The following is a 16,638-nucleotide window of genomic DNA, read 5'->3' as shown; positions in this document are numbered from 1 at the left end:
TCTAGCCATCGGGTTTGAACGAAAAAGACTGCACCATAGCCGTTTTATTGCATTCTTCCGATCGCAAATCATTCATCGCGGGTAGTATTGCCTTCCGGCCGATGACGGATCGCTCCGAGTGTCGACCGACCAACCAACCTACTTATATCTACATCGCCCAACGCATAAAAAAAAACGCCCGGGGAGCAAAGAACGATTAACGTCCTTGCGCCCCGGGCACCTCATCTCCGCTTCGATTATTTCGTAACGGACTGGAACCACTCGTTTACTTCCTTCGTAATCTGCTCTCCACCATTCGCCTTCCAGTTGGACACGAAAGTATCGAAAGCATCGACCGGCAATTTGCCGTAAATGATTTTGTTGAACGTTTCCAGCTCGGACTGACGAAGAAGACTCCATTTCTCGATCATCGTCGGCGTCGCCGCACCTGTGAAGTAGTTCTGCTTGCGGATATCCAATTGCGACATGACTACTTTCGCCGCATACCAGTTTTCCGGTTTACGGAATTCCGCGAGTTGTTTCTCGTACGGCGTTTCCGCCGGTTGACCGTCCGCGAGCTTAACAAGCGATTTCATATAGAGATCCGGAATACGCGCAGGTCCTGTAATGTACGGGAAGTCATTGAAGAAATCTTTGATCTTTTCTTTATCGCCTGTCGGTTTACCGTCTATGATATCCCAGTCATATCCTTGGGCGAAGCCGTATTCGAATTTGCTTCCAACAGCCGGGTTAGCAAGGTTATCCAGCAAATAGTTGTAGTACAGAATAATCGCTTCCGGATGCTTGGCATCCTTATTGATCATGAAGCTGCTGTTAACGCCCGAGTTTTGCCATTTTGTGCCCATCAGTCCATCTGGACCCGCAGGAACCGGGTAAGCTTTATACTTCGACCCTTTTACGTTTTTCAACAAATCCGGAGCCGGCCAATCCGGAACCCAGTTTGCTCCAGGCAGAACGCCCGCGTTTCCTTTGGTCCATAATTCGGCCGACTTCCCTTCGTCCCATAACGCGGAATCGGGGTGAATGTAGCCTTTGTTCATCCATTCTTGCAACTTCGCGAGCGCTTGTTTGGCTCCCGGATTGATGGAACCGTATTCCAAGTTGCCGTTGGCGTCTTTGTTCCATTGCTCCTGAACCGAACCATAGGCTCCGAACAGCCAATCCAGGCCGCCCATCCATGTGTTCGTATTGTTTTTCAAAGAAATCGCTAACGGATATACATCCTTCGGAGCAAGCCCGTCAGGGTTTTGGTTCTTGAATTTGTCCATGATGTTTTCGAGATCCGCGATTGTCTTGGGAGCCTCAAGATTCAGCTTCTCCATCCAATCTTCGCGCAGCCATAACAACGTATCGTCATTGTCTGTGTATTCCAGAATCGGCAGGTTGTATTTCTTGCCGTCCCGCGTGAAGGGATACCACAATTCCGGATGCTGCTGAGCATGGTCTTTCCAGATTTGGTTCGCGTATTTATCGAACAATTCGCCGATCGGGATAAATTGTCCGGATTCGATCAGTTGGTTGGTCAGTACGGGATCGGTAGGTACCTGTACGAAATCGGGCAGCTTCTCTCCGGAAGCGATTCCCAGCTGAAGCTTCTGTTTGTATTGATCGCTGCCTGCAGGGTACCAGGTATCTTTGTATTTGATGCCGAATTGCTCCAGCATCCAACGATCGTGAACGTTGTTATTTTGCGTCTCGCCTTTCGTATATTTCTTCGGCATAATAATCGTGCTGATCTCGATCGGCGGATCGTATTTACCGTTCTTGAAGGCGAGATCGGCCTCGGATTCGGTCGTAGACGCGGAAGCCGTCGCGCTTGTTTCGCCGGAAGCGGCGCCCGATGCGTTGTCGTTACCGTTATTCTTGCCGCTGCATCCCGTAATCAGGATCACTGTCGCGACCAAGAGCATAAGCCATGGTTTCTTGAATGTACTCATCTTTCTTTTCCCCCTACGGTGTAAGATCACTACATCTGTAACTCTACCAACTCGCCGGGGAGGGTATCTATATGACTTTGTTAGTTTCTATAGGACAATGTTATGTTAAATCGCGTTAATGGTTTCCGTCCCTATATTCTTGCGGCGTAACTCCGAATTGGCGTTTAAATACTTTAATAAAATAAGCCGAATCCAAATAACCGATCTCTGTGCTAATCTCATACACCTTTTTGTCGGTCGTCTTCAGCTTATGGCAAGCGGATTCCATCCGCAGCCGGGACACGTAATCGCTGATGCCTTCGCCGGTTTCGATCTTGTAGATTTTGGATAAATGCGTCGGATGCAAATTCACGTGGTCTGCCAGCGCGCGCAACGAAACGTCCAAGTGCAGGTTCTTCTCCGCGAAGGCTTGTACTTTGTTCACGTAGAGGGAACGACTGTCTTTGATCTCGCTGGATGTTCCTTCTTTCAGCTTGCCCAGCATGCCCGTAGACCAGTTCCTGAGCCTGGCGATCGAGGTGAATGCTTCGCCGTTCCGCACTGAATCAAGATCCTGCCCCAATAAGTGAACTAATGTATTGCCGTTCCGATGGGCGAGATGGGCGAAGGAAGCCGCGATAATATAGCCGGCCTCCATGCAATGCTCCCAGGATTCGGACCAACGTTCGTCCAATTCGGAAAACACGGTCGCCAGCTTATCCTCGGCCGCCTCCCATCGCCCCGCTTCAAGCAGGTTCATAAGAGTTGGGGGCATATAGATCGCATCCAGGGGACCTTGCGTAACATTCTGTTCCGTATCGCCTACGCGTATAATAAATTCCCGCTCGTCTCCTACGATTTGCCGAAAATACGCCGTTGCGTGCCGATAGCGTTCCGGCAATTGCTCGGGAAAGCGGAACCATTCGGTGATCACGATAGAAAGAGAACCCTTCAAAAACTGTTTAACTTTGTACTGGAGCTGCATGGAAAGCTTCTCCAGCAAGGATTCTTTTCCTAGCTCCGGGCTCTCCTCCTTCAACTGGAGCAGAAACGCTAGATAGCCATGCTCCTCCTTGACGCCCCATACTTCCGTAAATTCGCCGAATATTTCTTCGGCCATATTGATGATCGCGTATTCCATCAATTGTTGCCCGTTGTTGCGGTACTGTCCGAATTCTTCCTCCATTCGAACGAGCAGCAACGCGCAGTCCCCTTTACAGAACGGTAATCCGTAACTGTCCAGCTTACGATTCCACTCCTCCGGCGGCATCCGGTGACCTTTCATGGCATCGAGAAGCAACTGACCGCGAAGGAGCGGTAAATTTTCCCGAAGCGTATATTGCGTTCTCTCCTGGGAGCTTACGCTCTCCCATTCCGCATTTAATTGGGCTATGGCAGATTCGACCGCGCCGAATAATTCGTTGTCCGTCGGCGGTTTAAGCAAATAATCCACCGCTTGGTGCCGGACCGCTTCTTTTGCGAACTCGAAATCGGAATGACCGGATAAAATAATGCATTTTATTTTTTTGTCGCGCAAACGAATTCGTTCGATCAATTCGATTCCCGTCATCTCGGGCATTAGAATATCCGATATGACGATGTCGATTGGGTGCGTTTCGAGGATCCGAAGCGCCTCTTGCGCGGAATACGCTTTGTGGACATGATCGATACCTAGCTTATGCCAAGGCTTGTGCATCGATAGGTTATCTACCCAGTGGGCTTCATCGTCTACTATGATCATCTGCATGTTGGTTATCTCCTTGTTGGACCGGTTTGGATTGACGTTCATCTTCGGTCGTTAACTCCCAAATAATCTCGGTCCGGAAACCGCCAAGAGGCGATTTTTTGAAGCTAAGATAAGAACGGTCTCCGAATTGATGGATGATCCGTTGATGAGTATTCCATAGACCGCAGCCCATTTCTTCTTGCAGCGGTTCCCGCATTTTATGGTTTAACGCTTCCTGCCCCTCCAAGTTCATTCCCGGACCGTCGTCATCGATATAAACCTTGCAATAACCGTCCGCGATTTCTCCTCTGATCGTTATTTCGCCTGAAGAATAGGACTTCCCGACCCCGTGAATAACGGCATTCTCCACGATCGGCTGAAGTAATAGACGAGGAACCCGCTGTTTCAGCATTTCTTCCGGTATATCGATGGAATAATGAATTCGGCCGTTCCGAAGCTTCTGGATGTCCAAATAGTTAACGATGAGCTTGACTTCCTCGTCCAGGGTCGCCGTTTGTTTCTCCAAGCGGGTAATATAGCGGTAATAGGAGCTTAAATTGTAACCCATCGAAACGACCGCCTCTTCGTCCTTCATCTGGGCCATGTTGATAATATAACCTAGGCAATTGTACAGAAAATGCGGGTTAATCTGCGCCTGCAATTGTTTAAGGGTCGCCTCCCGAGCACGCAGTTTCTCGTTTAGAACGTTCTCGATCAAGCCTTGGATCTGTCGCGACATATCGTTAAACCGATAAAAAAGGAATGAAAATTCATTATTCGCTTTGGAGTCGATTTGTACCGAGAAATCCCCCCGTTGCACGCTTTGCAAGCCTCGGACCAGCTTTCTGATCGGACGTTGAACGTTTCTATAGAGCAATACGGACGCGGATAATCCGACTGCGAATAGCAACACCATGGCGAGATAGAACAGGTTTCGGCTGGATGATATCGGTCCCATGATTTGATCTACCGGCACGATATCGACCAAGTACCATTCCAACTGCGGCGATTTGACCGCGCTAACCAAATATTTTTTGTTTTCCAATCTTACGACCTTTTGCATCGTATCTTGCAGCGACTGTCCGTCCAAATAAACGATAAGTTCATCGGCCAAAGGTTGGGAAGCGCTTCTGTTCAGGATCGGGCTTTCTCCCTTGTGATAGAAAAAGGGGTCCCCTTGTCCGCCGGCCTTGTACGTATCCAGCATATTCTGAATATTCTCGTGTCCGAAGCTGGCCTTAACGACCAGATTGCTCCCTTTTAGCGTGCCCTGTTGTCCGAAAGTATCGGTATAGAACCAGTAAAATGCTTTAAGCGTCCCCGCAGGTACGGACTCGCCGTCTCCATAGGTCCATTTGCCGGCCATATTCCTCTTCAGATACGTCTCGTCGTAATCGACGGCGATGCTGGTATTGGAGATGGCTTCTTTATTTTGTTGGGAATACACCGTGTATTGGACCGGCCATATATTCGTAACCCCGGATTGGAGCATCATCTTTTCCTGGACGACGTATCTCGTCTGCATCCGGTCATAGCGATCGTCCCAAATATTCAATCCGTTGAACTTCTGCACGTTCGGGTCTCTCGAGAACGTAATAACGAAATCCATCGTCTGATTGATCCTCGAATCGATCTGGCTCGAGAGGAAGCTAAGCTGTTTGGTGTTGGATTCTTGAAGCTCCTTGCTTAACACGTTATTGACGGTGCCATTGGAGTAAGTAAACAAAATGACGATCGGAATGAACAAGATCAAGATTAACCCGTTCATCTTGGCAAAGAGGCTATATCTGGCACTTAATCTTCTTTTTACGAACTCAACGCCCCATTTTAGCACGATACCCGATCCCCCTTGAAGATGTCCCTAACAAAACCCTATCGATCCTAACATAGTCATATAGTTCGGCGCCAGAGCTTGTTGTTACTATATATATCAGGGTTTCGACGATTTAACAAATGAGTATTGATGGAATGGGAGAGAGCTATGGACGCAAATACGGTACAACAAGTGCCCCTCAAGACCGCCGCTCGCGCGAAAAAAAAACAAAGCAGCTACAAGCAACCGTGGATGCTTCATCTCATGGTATTGCCGGCCGTTCTGCTCGTTTTCGTCTTTTCATATCTCCCCATGTCGGGGATCGTCATGGCGTTTCAAGATTATAAGTCGGCGTTGGGAATAACCGGATCCCCATGGGTCGGTTTAAAGCATTTCCGCTACATGTTCGAGAATGAATATTTCCTGCAGATCACGTGGAATACATTGTTCTTCGCTTGCACCAAGATCGTGATGAACTTAGTCATTCCGTTTATCTTCGCTTTGTTATTGAACGAAGTCAGAAATACGGGTTTAAAAAGATCCATTCAAACGCTGGTCTATCTTCCCCACTTCCTATCCTGGGTCATCCTTGCCGGGATCCTGATCGACTTGCTTGGCCAGACCGGCCTAGTTAACCAAATGCTTTCCCACGTGTTCGGCATCAAACCGATATTCTTCCTTGGCGATGGGAATTGGTTTAGATTTACGATCATATTCAGCGACGTCTGGAAAGAGTTCGGCTTCAATACGATCGTTTTCCTCGCTGCACTTGCCGGCATTAATCCGGCCCTGTACGAAGCGGCTGAAGTCGACGGGGCAAGCCGTCTTAAGCAATCATTTCATATTACGATTCCTTCCCTCGTGCCGGTCATCGTCGTGATCGGAACTCTGGCGCTAGGCAACGTAATGAACGCGAACTTCGACCAAGTGTTTAACCTATACAGTCCTCTTATTTACCAGCAAGGAGATATTATCGATACGTTCGTCTATAGGCAAGGGCTACTTAGCGGTCAATTCAGCTTCGCTACGGCTGTTAACCTATTCAAATCCATGATCAGCTTGATCTTGATCGTGACTTCCTATCGCCTAGCCTATAGAGTTGCCGGATATCGAATCTTCTAGCACGAAGCCGCTTGACTAGAAAGGGGGACCCAACATGTACCACAAAACGCTTTCCTATCGGATCTTTACCATATTCAACAACGTGCTGTTAACGGCGCTCTCTATTGCCTGCCTATTGCCTTTGTTCCATTTGCTGATGGTGTCCATGAGCTCGACCGCTCCCGCGAACGCAGGCTTGGTTACGTTCTGGCCGATCGGGTTTACTATGGAAGCCTATGCCAAAACGTTCAACAACGCGAACTTCCTATCGTCCCTAGGGGTGTCGGTACAGCGTACCGTTATCGGTACGGCGCTTGCCATGTTCGTCAATGCGATCGCAGCGTATGCCCTCTCCAAGAATACCCGTATTTTCCGAGCTCGCAATGCTTACCTGTGGTACTTCGTCGTTACGATGCTATTCACCGGAGGCCTTATTCCAAACTATATTCTCGTTCTGAAGCTCGGTCTCATGGACACCTTGCTGGCTCTAATCCTTCCGGGAATGGTTACGGTATACAATATCATTCTGCTCGTGAACTTCTTCCGGACGGTACCCGCCGAATTGGAGGAAGCCGCGTTTATCGATGGAGCCGGCCACTTCCGCAGCTTCGTCTCGATCTACCTTCCCGTATCGTTGCCGGCTATCGCGACGATTGCCTTGTTTACGATGGTAGGCCATTGGAACGCCTATTTCGACGGTTTGATCTACATTAAGGAATCCAAGAATCTCCCGCTGGCAAGCTTTATGCAAACCGTAATCGTCCAAGCGGACATGACGAAGTTCGATCCGACCATGGTTGCCAATATGTCTCCGCGGACGGTCCGCGCATCCCAGATCTTTATCGGCGCGCTCCCTATTCTTGCGGTCTATCCTTTCCTGCAACGCTTCTTCGTCAAAGGAGTCATTATCGGCGCGGTTAAGGAGTAATCCGAATCAATTAGCCCTTGCGGCAAAAGTACGTCAAGAGGCTGTCTCCCTAGTCATCAGCGACTTAGGGAGACAGCCTCGTTTTTCTATCGTTTAAGCTTCGAGAAGCCTCTCGGAATCGTTGCGGCTACGATCGAATTGCTTGCTATGCAGGTCTTTATACACGCCATTATTTAATAAAAGCTGCTCGTGCTTTCCTTCTTCTACGATCGTTCCGTCCTGCACGACAAGGATGTTATCCGCGGCCATGATCGTCGAGAGCCGGTGCGCGATTACGATGCTGGTCTTATTCCTAAGCAGAAGATCCATTGCCCGTTGAATGTAATATTCCGATACGGTATCGAGCGAGGAAGTCGCTTCGTCCATAATAATGATGGCCGGATCCTTCAGCAGAACTCTGGCAATGGATATCCTCTGCTTCTCGCCTCCCGACAGCTTGATGCCCCTATTGCCTACTACGGTATCGTATCCTTCCGGGAATTCCATGATAAAGTCATGAATGTAAGCGGCTTTGCAAGCCTCCGTCATCTCTTCGTAAGTCGCCTCGCTATTGGCGTATAACAGGTTATCTTTAATCGTCCCGTTAAACAGGTAACTGTCTTGCGTCACGAGACCGATCTGGGACCTTAACGATTCCAAAGTCATATCCCGAATGTCGGTACCGCCGATCCGGATACTTCCCGTATCCGTTTCATACAGACGCGGAATTAAGTTCGTGATCGTCGTTTTACCCGCTCCGCTTGGCCCGACGAGGGCGGTCATCGTTCCCAGTTTGGCTGTGAACGTAATGTTGCGCAAAGCCTGTTTATCCTGCTGATAGGCGAAGCCTACTTCATGAAACGCGATGTCCGGCTTGGCTGGGTTCATCGGAATCGCATTCGGTCGATCGACAATATTGGGCTCCATATCGAAATATTCGAAAATGCGTTCGAAAAGGGCGATTGAGCGATTAATATCGACGTATAGATTGGTCATTTGCCCGAACGGACCGTAAATCCGGCTCAGCAACGCCACGAAGCTGATGATCCCCCCGACGGTAATGTCGCCTTGGATATATAAGTACCCGCCGTACAAGTAGATAAGCATCGGACCTATGCTAGTAAATGTGGTTAGTAGCATCATAAACCATCGGCCGGCCATCGACTCCCGGATCTGAAGGCGCTTCGATTCCGAATTGATTGACCGGAAGCTCGAGAATTCTTTTTCTTCTTTGGTAAAGAGCTTCATTAGCATATAGCCGCTAAGGCTCAGCGTTTCTTGAATGATATGGTTCTGGTCGGACATCTTCTCCTGCGTTTGCTTGGCCAGCTTCCAACGGATTTTCCCCATTTTCCTGGTCGGCACGATAAACAGAGGCACGATTACGATTGCCAGAATGGCAAGTTTCCAGTTCATGATCAATAACGTTACGAAAGTCGATACGAGGATAAACGAATTGTTGGCGAAATTAACGACAGTACTGTTGAAAACGCCTTGAATTCCGGAAATATCGCTCGTCATTCTCGTTATGACTTCTCCCTGCTTTACGTTCGAGAAAAATTGCAGCGGCATTCGTTGCAAATGACGGTACATTTGGTTTTTCATGTCGTAGACGATATTTTGCGAAATAAAAGAGTTCAAATAAGTTTGCAGCACGCCCAACAAACCTGCAACTACGGTAGCGCCCAAAGAGGCGACGACTAACGTTACAAGCAAGCGCAAATCTTTGCTCGGAAGCGCTCCGTCGACGATGTGCTGGATCAAGATCGGGGGCAACAAGCCCAATAAAGACGTGAGAAGCAAAATGACCAATACGAGCACCGTTTGTTTCCAATAAGGGATGAAATATCGCGATATTCTCTTAAGCATGGCTTTGGAAATATTCGGTTTCTGCGCGATGTCTTCGAATTTCATGTTTCTTAGATTACCATTAGCCATAGACGATGGCCCGAACATTCTGGACATAAAAAGTTCCTCCTCCCTGATGACTTAACTTGGCTCGCTTACAATCGGGACAACAATCGCTGATGCATGAGGATGAGAGACTCGATCTCCTCCCGCGAGAACTGTGGCAGCGCGGATTCCAAGGCCTTGTAAGGCAAGGCTTCGCCGTTATATCGCGCGCATAGTTCCTCTCCGGCCGGCGTGATCGTTAATCGGGTTTCCCTGCGGTCCAGTTCCGAGACTTGTCTAAGGACAAGCCCCTTCTCGACTAGCGAGTCGATATGAATGCTCACCCTGCTCTTGGCGAAAATCATGCGTTCGGTCACTTCCTTCTGCGTTTGCCCGGGATTCGTACGCACGGAATTGAGAATACCGATTTGATGGACGGTGAGTCCGAGGCTGACGGCGCTTTGATAAGCCAATTTCTTGAGTTGACGGGTTACCGAGAAAAATGAATCGTACACTTCGATCGCTTGCCGTTGCTTATCTTCCATAGAACATTCGCCCCTCATATAGTTATGTTCGTAAACTGTTCACAATGTAAACTAATTATACGACGAAATAAACGAATTGCATACCCGTTCAAAGAAACCTGTTGCTTGAATCCCCAAACACCTAAAGATTATAGGGTAAACACCTAATATTTTTGGGGTTCGAACCAATGAATTGTTTGATATGATTGGAAGGGCACTGCTTCAATGGGAAACAAAATAAGGAGGACTCGAGATGGAAAACCCGGTTAAACGCAACGAACCTTTAGTCAGGCATATTTATACGGCGGATCCTTCCGCCCACGTATTCAATGGAAAACTATATATTTATCCTTCTCACGACCTCGATCATGAACAAGTATCGAACGATAACGGAGATCAATACGACATGGAAGATTATCATGTCTTGTCCATGAACGATGATCTCACGCTTTGCACGGATCACGGGGAAGCGCTTCACGTAAAAGATATTCCGTGGGCCAAGCAGCAACTATGGGCCCCGGACGCGGCGTTCAAGAACGGGACGTATTATTTGTTTTTCCCGGCAAGAGATCATGATGGCATCTTTAGAATCGGCGTAGCGACCGGTTCCTCTCCTTCCGGGCCGTTCGAGCCTCAGCCCGATTATATTCCGGGGAGCTTCAGCATAGATCCGGCCGTTTTGGTCGACGACGATAATAAAGCCTATGTCTATTTCGGAGGTCTATGGGGCGGACAATTGGAGAAATGGCAAACGGGAACTTTCGTCGCGGATGCCGAAGGTCCTGCGGCGAACGAGCCTGCCCTTGGTCCCAGAGTCGCCCGACTTAGCGAGGATATGCTTGCTTTCGAACACTCTCCGTCGGAAATATCCATCGTAGACGAAGAAGGCAACCCGATTCTGGCCGGAGACGAGGAAAGAAGATATTTCGAAGGACCGTGGGTTCACAAACACGAAGGAATGTATTATCTTTCCTATTCTACGGGAACAACCCATTCGATCGTTTACGCCGTCAGTGCCGATCCGCAAGGTCCGTACGTATTCAAAGGCACGATTCTTACGCCCGTCGTAGGTTGGACAACCCACCATTCCATCGTTCGTTATAACGAAAAGTGGTATTTGTTCTATCATGACAGTTCATTGTCCAAAGGAGCGGACAATAAACGTAGCGTGAAGTTTACCGAGCTTACTTACAACGAGGATGGCACGATTCAAACGATCGATCCTTACGATAATTAAATACGAACTCCACGACGAAGAAGCCGAACCCTGTTTACAAAAGGGGTTCGGCTTCTTCGTCGTTTCGCCGTCAAAAAAAGGTTTGCATCTTTTTCTGTGTATATAATATACTGTTTACATAGTACACAGTTTATATGATAAACAGAAAGGGGTAAAGACATGCAAGCATTGGCTATTGAAGTTACAGGTCTTCAGAAGAAGTTCGGAAGCCACGTCGTGCTGGACGGTATCGATCTCGCCGTGCCGACGGGGAGCGTCTTCGCTCTGCTTGGACCGAACGGCGCGGGTAAAACCACTTTGATCAACATCCTTACGACCTTATTGACGCCAGACAAGGGGTCCGTAAAAGTGGCTGGGTACGATGTCATCGAGCAAAGAAACGAGGTAAAGCGCTCGATCAGCCTGACCGGACAATTCGCTGCCGTCGACGAGGTACTGACCTGCGAAGAAAACCTGTTCATGATCGGACGGTTATCCGGTCTAACGTCTGCCGAAGCAAGAAAACGGTCATCGGAGCTGATTATGCGTTTCGATCTTGCGGACGCAGCGCGCAAGAGGGTGAAAACTTACTCCGGAGGCATGCGGCGCCGTCTCGATCTTGCGATTAGCCTGATCGTCGCGCGACCGGTCATTTTTCTCGACGAGCCAACCACCGGCCTGGATACGCACAGCCGACGCGCCTTGTGGGATATCATTCTTCAACTGGCCGATCAGGGGATTACGGTATTCCTGACAACGCAATATTTGGAAGAAGCGGATCAACTGGCCGACAAGATCGCCGTCATCTCGGACGGCCGCGTGATCGCCTCCGGAACGCCCGAGGAACTTAAATCCCGGGTTGGCGGCGAAGTGATCGAGTTGATTACCTCCAATGACGAAGTGTTCCGTTCGGTACCGACCAGTGGTCGCATCCATGATGTTCAACAAGCGTTAACCGAGCTGCTTGGTTCCGTGCCGCAAGACACGCGAGTAAACCTGAGGAGGCCGAGCATGGACGACGTGTTCGTTGCTTTGACCGCCAAAGAAAAGGAGATTAGCTTATCATGATAAATCCAATCGAACCTGCCAGACCGGCATCATTCGGAGTAACGAATGCCATATTCATCGGACGCAGCATACGTCATAGCCTGCGCAACACCGAAGCGTTGATCATGGCCATCATGCTTCCTGTCATGCTTATGCTGCTGTTTACTTACGTATTCGGCGGTGCGCTCCAGCAAGATGGACACTATGTGGACTACGTCGTTCCCGGCATTATTCTGCTATGCGCAGGATTCGGATCGTCCAGCACCGCCGTCGATGTATCCCAAGATATGACGAACGGAATCATCGAACGCTTTCGCACGATGCCTATTAACAGCATGAGCGTCGTCACCGGGCATGTCGTGGCCAGTCTTATCCGCAACTTGACCGCCACCGGCGTCGTCATCTCCGTAGCCTTGTTAGTCGGATTTCGTCCTTCTGCCGGCGTTCCGGAGTGGATCGCGGCAATCGGCATCATCAGCCTGTTCATCCTTGCCTTCACTTGGCTCTTCGCCGCCCTCGGGCTAGTTGCCGGCAGCCCGTCTGCCGCCAGCAGTTATGGCTTCGCGCTGCTCTTTCTCCCCTATCTCTCCAGTGCGTTCGTGCCTACCAGCACGATGCCGAAATGGCTGCAAGGAATAGCCGACAACCAGCCGATTACCCCGGTCATCGAAACGATTCGCGGATTGCTCACAGGTACCCCGATTCACGATCGCGCATGGTGGGCCATCGGTTGGTGTTTGCTGATCCTCGCGATTTCATTAACCTGGTCCATCCTGTCGTTTCGCCGGAAAGCCGGCGCCCGCTAACGAATAATAGAGATGATATAAAAAACAGCGGCTCGTCGCATTCGACGAATCGCTGTTTTTATTTTTTGCGGTTTACATATTGCTCGATGCCGTCCAATATCCGCTCCAACCCGAACTCGAAATCGTTAATGACGTCTTCCTCGTTCTGGCCTTCGTCCGTATAAGCTCCCGACATTACGACCGGCTGCAAATCCGGATAGCGGTCCGCAGTAACGAGTATTTTAAGCGCGGAGGTAAATGGGATGCCGCCGAACGCTTCGGGGCTGATCCCGGACTGAACGGCTCGATTCATATCCCTCTGAAGCATGCCGTAGACGCGCGCATAACTGCTTAACAGCAGCACGAATGACATTTTTTCGTTGTCCCTCAACGGAAGTCCGCGCATCGTCCGAAGAACCCAATCGATGATTCCGAGGTTATTCGGAGTCATCGGAACGCCGGAAATCGGAATATCGCCGAACCAAGGATGATCCTGAAAAACGCCAACGGTTTTCCGCACGTATTCGCGCATTCCCTCTCGCCAATCCGTAATTTCGTGAGCCGTTAGGAGATCTATTTCGCACACCGCATCTTGCATAAGAAGCAGCAATTCATCTTTGCCTGGAATGTATCTGTAGAGCGACATGGCGGTGAATCCCAGCGAAGCGGCGACCCGGTTCATCGACACGGCCGACAGACCGTCTTTATCCGCGATTCCGATAGCGGATTCAACGATTTTTTGTATGCTCATTTCCCGCTTCGGTCCTCGCTGCGGTTCCTTGATTAAACCCCAGCTCAAGGCCACTCCGCGAGGCAAGCCTCCGAGCGTCTCGTCTTCCATACTTTACCCCCTGCGTTTGCCGACAATGAATTAAAAATCACCTAAATTGTTTATCCTATAAACAGTATACCACAGTGGAGGATTATTCAGCTTGAAACGAAAATGGTGGATATGGACAGGAATTCTCGTCGGCTTTTTTTTGGTTGCGACAGCCGCGCTAACCTATTATCTGACCTATACGGGAACTAACATTTATCCCGACTTGCATAAACGGCATGCGATGATTCGATTGGAAGACGTCGGTCCGGGCGGGGATTATGGCAGTCCGGAAGGACTCGGCATGCTGCGCGCCGTGATGGAGGAATTGGAAACGCGCCGAATTCCTTTTCATGTCGCCGTTATCCCGAGAAGAATGAATCTGAATCCCGCTGGCGAATGGCAGGAAAGAGGAATCGACGATCCGAACCCGGATTTGCTCGTCAAGTCGTTCATCCGGTTGCTGCAAGAAGCGCAACTGCGTGGCGGCGTGCTTGGCATGCACGGGTATAGCCACCAATACGGGGAATACGCCATGAAGAGCGGCAACCAGAATTCGGGAGCAGGCCTCGAATTCAAAGTACCCGGAGTACCCGAAACGAAGGAAACCGCATATGCGGCCGCACGAATCGCGAGCAGTCTCGCGGCATTCGAGAAAGCGGACTTGCATCCGGGTTTCTGGGAATCTCCGCATTACAAAGACACGCGCGAACAGGAGAAGGTTTTCCGCTCTTATATCGGCATGCTGTTCGAGCCCGATTTATTTTCCCTACGCTCCTTAAAGGATTTGAACGCCTACGACAACGTGAACGCTTACGGCCAGCGTAGCCTTGGATCGGTCTACGTACCTACGCCGCTCGGCTACGTCGGAGACGGGAAATCCGTCGATCGGATGCTCTCGAAAGCAGCTAGTTCCGACGGACTGGCCTCCTTCTACTTCCATCCGTTTTTGGAATTCCCGTTCTTAGAGCAAGTCCTCGGACCGGACGGCAAACCGGCAATGAAGGATGATTTACCGGTTTACCGCTACAAAGACGATGCATCCGCCTCGTTTCTTCACCGCTTGACCGACGGATTCGGACAACTTGGATATCGCTGGATGTCGCTGTACGATATCGTTCCTTTTACCCCGGCTCATCGCGTCGCTTTGCCTCCATCTTCGGACCGGCAACAAGTGTTGTTGGGCGATGTGTTCGGTCGAGGACACGACGATGTCGTCGTGCGGGAGGCTCATCGGATATCGGTCGTTCCCGGAACATACGAATGGCCCCGCAATCGTGCGCAGCAGGCTCCGATGATCTGGTTGAAGGAATCATTCGCTCCGGAGGAACAGCTTCTGCTCGGTGACCTGAACGGCGACGGCAAACAGGATTTGATCGCCTACAACCGGCAAACGGGAGACGTCCGAGCTTGTTGGGCAGAGGAGGATCGATTTGCGGTTCCGGTATCGCTAGGCCGATTACCGTCCGGACTCGCTTCCCTGCAATCGTTCCATTCCGATGAAGCCAGAGGTTTGATCGCAAGCCGGAAAGGCCGGATCTTGCTTATTCGATATGCGAATAGCCGGCTTGACTTCTTGGAATCCAAGGCAACCCTGCCGGCGGATTGCGTCTTATACGCAGGGAAATTCCAAACCTCGGACCATGATGACATCCTGTGCGTTTCTTCCGCCAACGACAAGGGATTGCTCATCCTAAATTATGAGAATGAAAGCAAATTCGCGAACCCTCGTCCGATCGACGGCATTCGTTTGACCGCAGGCGAACAGTTGCTCGTGGGCGATCCCAACGGTGACGGGAGAAGCGATCTTATCGCGTATTCCGCGAAAACCGGGGTATGGCGAGTATACGAGAACGAAGGGCACGACCTCTTCCGCAAGCTCGACAACGACTTCGGACCGTGGGCGCACGGAAAAGGAAAAATCGGCTTCGCGGCCGACTTCGACGGCAACGGGAAGACGGATATCGGATCCTATGACGAATCAGGACGCTTGTTGGATATCGCGTTGTCCTTTAGAAGCCGCGGATTCCGGTTTATGAGATGCAATAATACGTTAACAAAAAACCACAGCACGAGGTAAGTCGTGTTGTGGTCGGTTGCCTAACGAGTTGCCTATCTTATTCCATTCCATGTTCTTCCCGAATCTTATACATGCCTTGAAGGAGCAAATCCGCAGGATCGCGATTCAGAAGAAGATGCGTGTACAAGAGATGCAGAGGAAAAGCGCACACGTTATTGCCGTCCCGAATCGACGGGAATCCCGCTTCGAATACCGGACCGTGATCCTGATTCCAATCCAACCCCGCATGAACTTGCTCCGGAGCGAATTCTTCTTGAACTGCCGCAATGCATTGCGGCACGAGCACCTTATCGATGATCGCTTTGGCTTCATCCTCGCTTGCCGGAGGGTTAGGAAGCAATTTGCCTCCTTCGGTCTTCATCAGCTCAAAATAAAACGAAGCCATCCACTGCGCCGCATCGCTGCCCGACTGAAACTTCGCGACCAACTCGCGAAGAAAGAAACCGCATGCATATCCGTTACCCGAATTATCCTTCACTTGATAAACAAAAACCGGACCGTATACTTCCTGGTTCAATACTTGTCCTTCGACATCGTCGAAGTGCGTTCTCAAAGAGACGAGACTGTTATGGTGAACAGCCTTGACCAGCTCGGTCCATTTCTCTTCGGAATCGATTTGATTGTTGTCGACTTCTGCGTTCGTTGTCTCGTTATTCATCGTCTGCTTCACCCGTAACTATCATATCATTCGTCCGTTTGAACAGTCTAGTCCGTCCAAGTACCCCCGTAACGTTTCGTTAACCCCAAATCCGAATAGATATGGAAACTCCAGCCAATACTACGGTCAACGCAAAATGGAAAAGTTACTCAGCG

General features: G+C 50.0%; 13 protein-coding genes. 6 read left to right on the top strand and 7 right to left on the bottom strand.

Annotation, left to right across the window (positions count from 1 at the left end; translation table 11 throughout):
- Positions 1 to 236: 236 nt before the first annotated feature.
- The 3 genes from D7Z26_RS07400 to D7Z26_RS07390 all read right to left on the bottom strand — a co-directional run bounded on the left by D7Z26_RS07400 (position 237) and on the right by D7Z26_RS07390 (position 5,476).
- The gene (locus D7Z26_RS07400; RefSeq protein WP_120975424.1) at positions 237 to 1,937 is read right to left on the bottom strand and encodes an extracellular solute-binding protein; all 1,701 of its coding nucleotides are present in this window, start codon (positions 1,935 to 1,937) and stop codon (positions 237 to 239) included.
- 115 nt (positions 1,938 to 2,052) lie between these two features.
- A complete protein-coding gene (locus D7Z26_RS07395; RefSeq protein WP_120975422.1) occupies positions 2,053 to 3,663 on the bottom strand; it encodes a response regulator transcription factor in 1,611 nt (536 codons plus the stop codon).
- Entirely contained in the window at positions 3,638 to 5,476 is a 1,839-nt protein-coding gene (locus D7Z26_RS07390; RefSeq protein WP_233566706.1) for a sensor histidine kinase, read from the bottom strand. The genes D7Z26_RS07395 and D7Z26_RS07390 overlap by 26 nt, the downstream gene beginning before the upstream one ends.
- Before the next feature lie 147 nt (positions 5,477 to 5,623).
- On the opposite strand from D7Z26_RS07390, the gene D7Z26_RS07385 reads away from it, so the two are divergent.
- Positions 5,624 to 6,577: an ABC transporter permease gene (locus tag D7Z26_RS07385; protein ID WP_120975421.1), complete on the top strand. Its 954-nt coding sequence runs from the start codon at positions 5,624 to 5,626 to the stop codon at positions 6,575 to 6,577.
- Between the two features lie 34 nt (positions 6,578 to 6,611).
- The gene (locus D7Z26_RS07380; protein ID WP_120975420.1) at positions 6,612 to 7,484 is read left to right on the top strand and encodes a carbohydrate ABC transporter permease; all 873 of its coding nucleotides are present in this window, start codon (positions 6,612 to 6,614) and stop codon (positions 7,482 to 7,484) included.
- Between the two features lie 93 nt (positions 7,485 to 7,577).
- On the opposite strand, the gene D7Z26_RS07375 is transcribed toward D7Z26_RS07380, so the two are convergent.
- Positions 7,578 to 9,428 carry an ABC transporter ATP-binding protein gene (locus D7Z26_RS07375; protein ID WP_199731677.1) on the bottom strand — a complete coding sequence of 617 codons (1,851 nt, stop codon included), beginning with the start codon at positions 9,426 to 9,428 and terminating at the stop codon, positions 7,578 to 7,580.
- Between the two features lie 38 nt (positions 9,429 to 9,466).
- Positions 9,467 to 9,901 (bottom strand): MarR family winged helix-turn-helix transcriptional regulator, encoded by a 435-nt coding sequence (locus tag D7Z26_RS07370; protein ID WP_158602240.1) that lies wholly within the window; start codon positions 9,899 to 9,901, stop codon positions 9,467 to 9,469.
- A 232-nt stretch (positions 9,902 to 10,133) separates the two neighbouring features.
- Between D7Z26_RS07370 and D7Z26_RS07365 the strand changes: the two genes are divergently transcribed.
- The 3 genes from D7Z26_RS07365 to D7Z26_RS07355 all read left to right on the top strand — a co-directional run bounded on the left by D7Z26_RS07365 (position 10,134) and on the right by D7Z26_RS07355 (position 12,949).
- On the top strand, positions 10,134 to 11,117 hold the full coding sequence (locus D7Z26_RS07365; RefSeq protein WP_120975418.1) for a glycoside hydrolase family 43 protein: 984 nt from the start codon (positions 10,134 to 10,136) through the stop codon (positions 11,115 to 11,117).
- Positions 11,118 to 11,276: 159 nt separating this feature from the next.
- The gene (locus D7Z26_RS07360; RefSeq protein ID WP_120975417.1) at positions 11,277 to 12,164 is read left to right on the top strand and encodes an ATP-binding cassette domain-containing protein; all 888 of its coding nucleotides are present in this window, start codon (positions 11,277 to 11,279) and stop codon (positions 12,162 to 12,164) included.
- Entirely contained in the window at positions 12,161 to 12,949 is a 789-nt protein-coding gene (locus tag D7Z26_RS07355) for an ABC transporter permease (protein ID WP_120975416.1), read from the top strand. The genes D7Z26_RS07360 and D7Z26_RS07355 overlap by 4 nt, the downstream gene beginning before the upstream one ends.
- Before the next feature lie 58 nt (positions 12,950 to 13,007).
- On the opposite strand, the gene D7Z26_RS07350 is transcribed toward D7Z26_RS07355, so the two are convergent.
- Positions 13,008 to 13,769, bottom strand: a complete 762-nt coding sequence (locus D7Z26_RS07350; protein WP_120975415.1) for a TetR/AcrR family transcriptional regulator — start codon at positions 13,767 to 13,769, stop codon at positions 13,008 to 13,010.
- A gap of 91 nt (positions 13,770 to 13,860) precedes the next feature.
- On the opposite strand from D7Z26_RS07350, the gene D7Z26_RS07345 reads away from it, so the two are divergent.
- Complete coding sequence (locus tag D7Z26_RS07345; protein ID WP_120975414.1) at positions 13,861 to 15,825, top strand: DUF2334 domain-containing protein; 1,965 nt, start codon at positions 13,861 to 13,863, stop codon at positions 15,823 to 15,825.
- A gap of 37 nt (positions 15,826 to 15,862) precedes the next feature.
- Here the strand turns inward: D7Z26_RS07345 and D7Z26_RS07340 are convergent, their stop codons facing one another.
- Positions 15,863 to 16,483 (bottom strand): hypothetical protein, encoded by a 621-nt coding sequence (locus D7Z26_RS07340; RefSeq protein WP_120975413.1) that lies wholly within the window; start codon positions 16,481 to 16,483, stop codon positions 15,863 to 15,865.
- Positions 16,484 to 16,638 lie beyond the last annotated feature (155 nt).

This window comes from Cohnella endophytica (genome assembly GCF_003628305.1).
Lineage (GTDB): Bacteria > Bacillota > Bacilli > Paenibacillales > Paenibacillaceae > Cohnella > Cohnella endophytica.
The sequence above is the reverse complement of the archived record's forward strand: the minus strand, read 5'-3'. Positions and strand labels throughout refer to the sequence as shown.

Bases quoted from the DNA above. Each gene is read 5' to 3' on its own strand.
- D7Z26_RS07360 (WP_120975417.1), top strand. From the start codon at position 11,277: ATGCAAGCATTGGCTATTGAAGTTACAGGTCTTCAGAAGAAGTTCGGA.
- D7Z26_RS07380 (WP_120975420.1), top strand. From the start codon at position 6,612: ATGTACCACAAAACGCTTTCCTATCGGATCTTTACCATATTCAACAAC.
- D7Z26_RS07370 (WP_158602240.1), bottom strand. From the start codon at position 9,901: ATGGAAGATAAGCAACGGCAAGCGATCGAAGTGTACGATTCATTTTTC.
- D7Z26_RS07365 (WP_120975418.1), top strand. From the start codon at position 10,134: ATGGAAAACCCGGTTAAACGCAACGAACCTTTAGTCAGGCATATTTAT.
- D7Z26_RS07375 (WP_199731677.1), bottom strand. From the start codon at position 9,428: ATGTCCAGAATGTTCGGGCCATCGTCTATGGCTAATGGTAATCTAAGA.
- D7Z26_RS07400 (WP_120975424.1), bottom strand. From the start codon at position 1,937: ATGAGTACATTCAAGAAACCATGGCTTATGCTCTTGGTCGCGACAGTG.
- D7Z26_RS07385 (WP_120975421.1), top strand. From the start codon at position 5,624: ATGGACGCAAATACGGTACAACAAGTGCCCCTCAAGACCGCCGCTCGC.
- D7Z26_RS07350 (WP_120975415.1), bottom strand. From the start codon at position 13,769: ATGGAAGACGAGACGCTCGGAGGCTTGCCTCGCGGAGTGGCCTTGAGC.
- D7Z26_RS07340 (WP_120975413.1), bottom strand. From the start codon at position 16,483: ATGAATAACGAGACAACGAACGCAGAAGTCGACAACAATCAAATCGAT.
- D7Z26_RS07355 (WP_120975416.1), top strand. From the start codon at position 12,161: ATGATAAATCCAATCGAACCTGCCAGACCGGCATCATTCGGAGTAACG.
- D7Z26_RS07395 (WP_120975422.1), bottom strand. From the start codon at position 3,663: ATGCAGATGATCATAGTAGACGATGAAGCCCACTGGGTAGATAACCTA.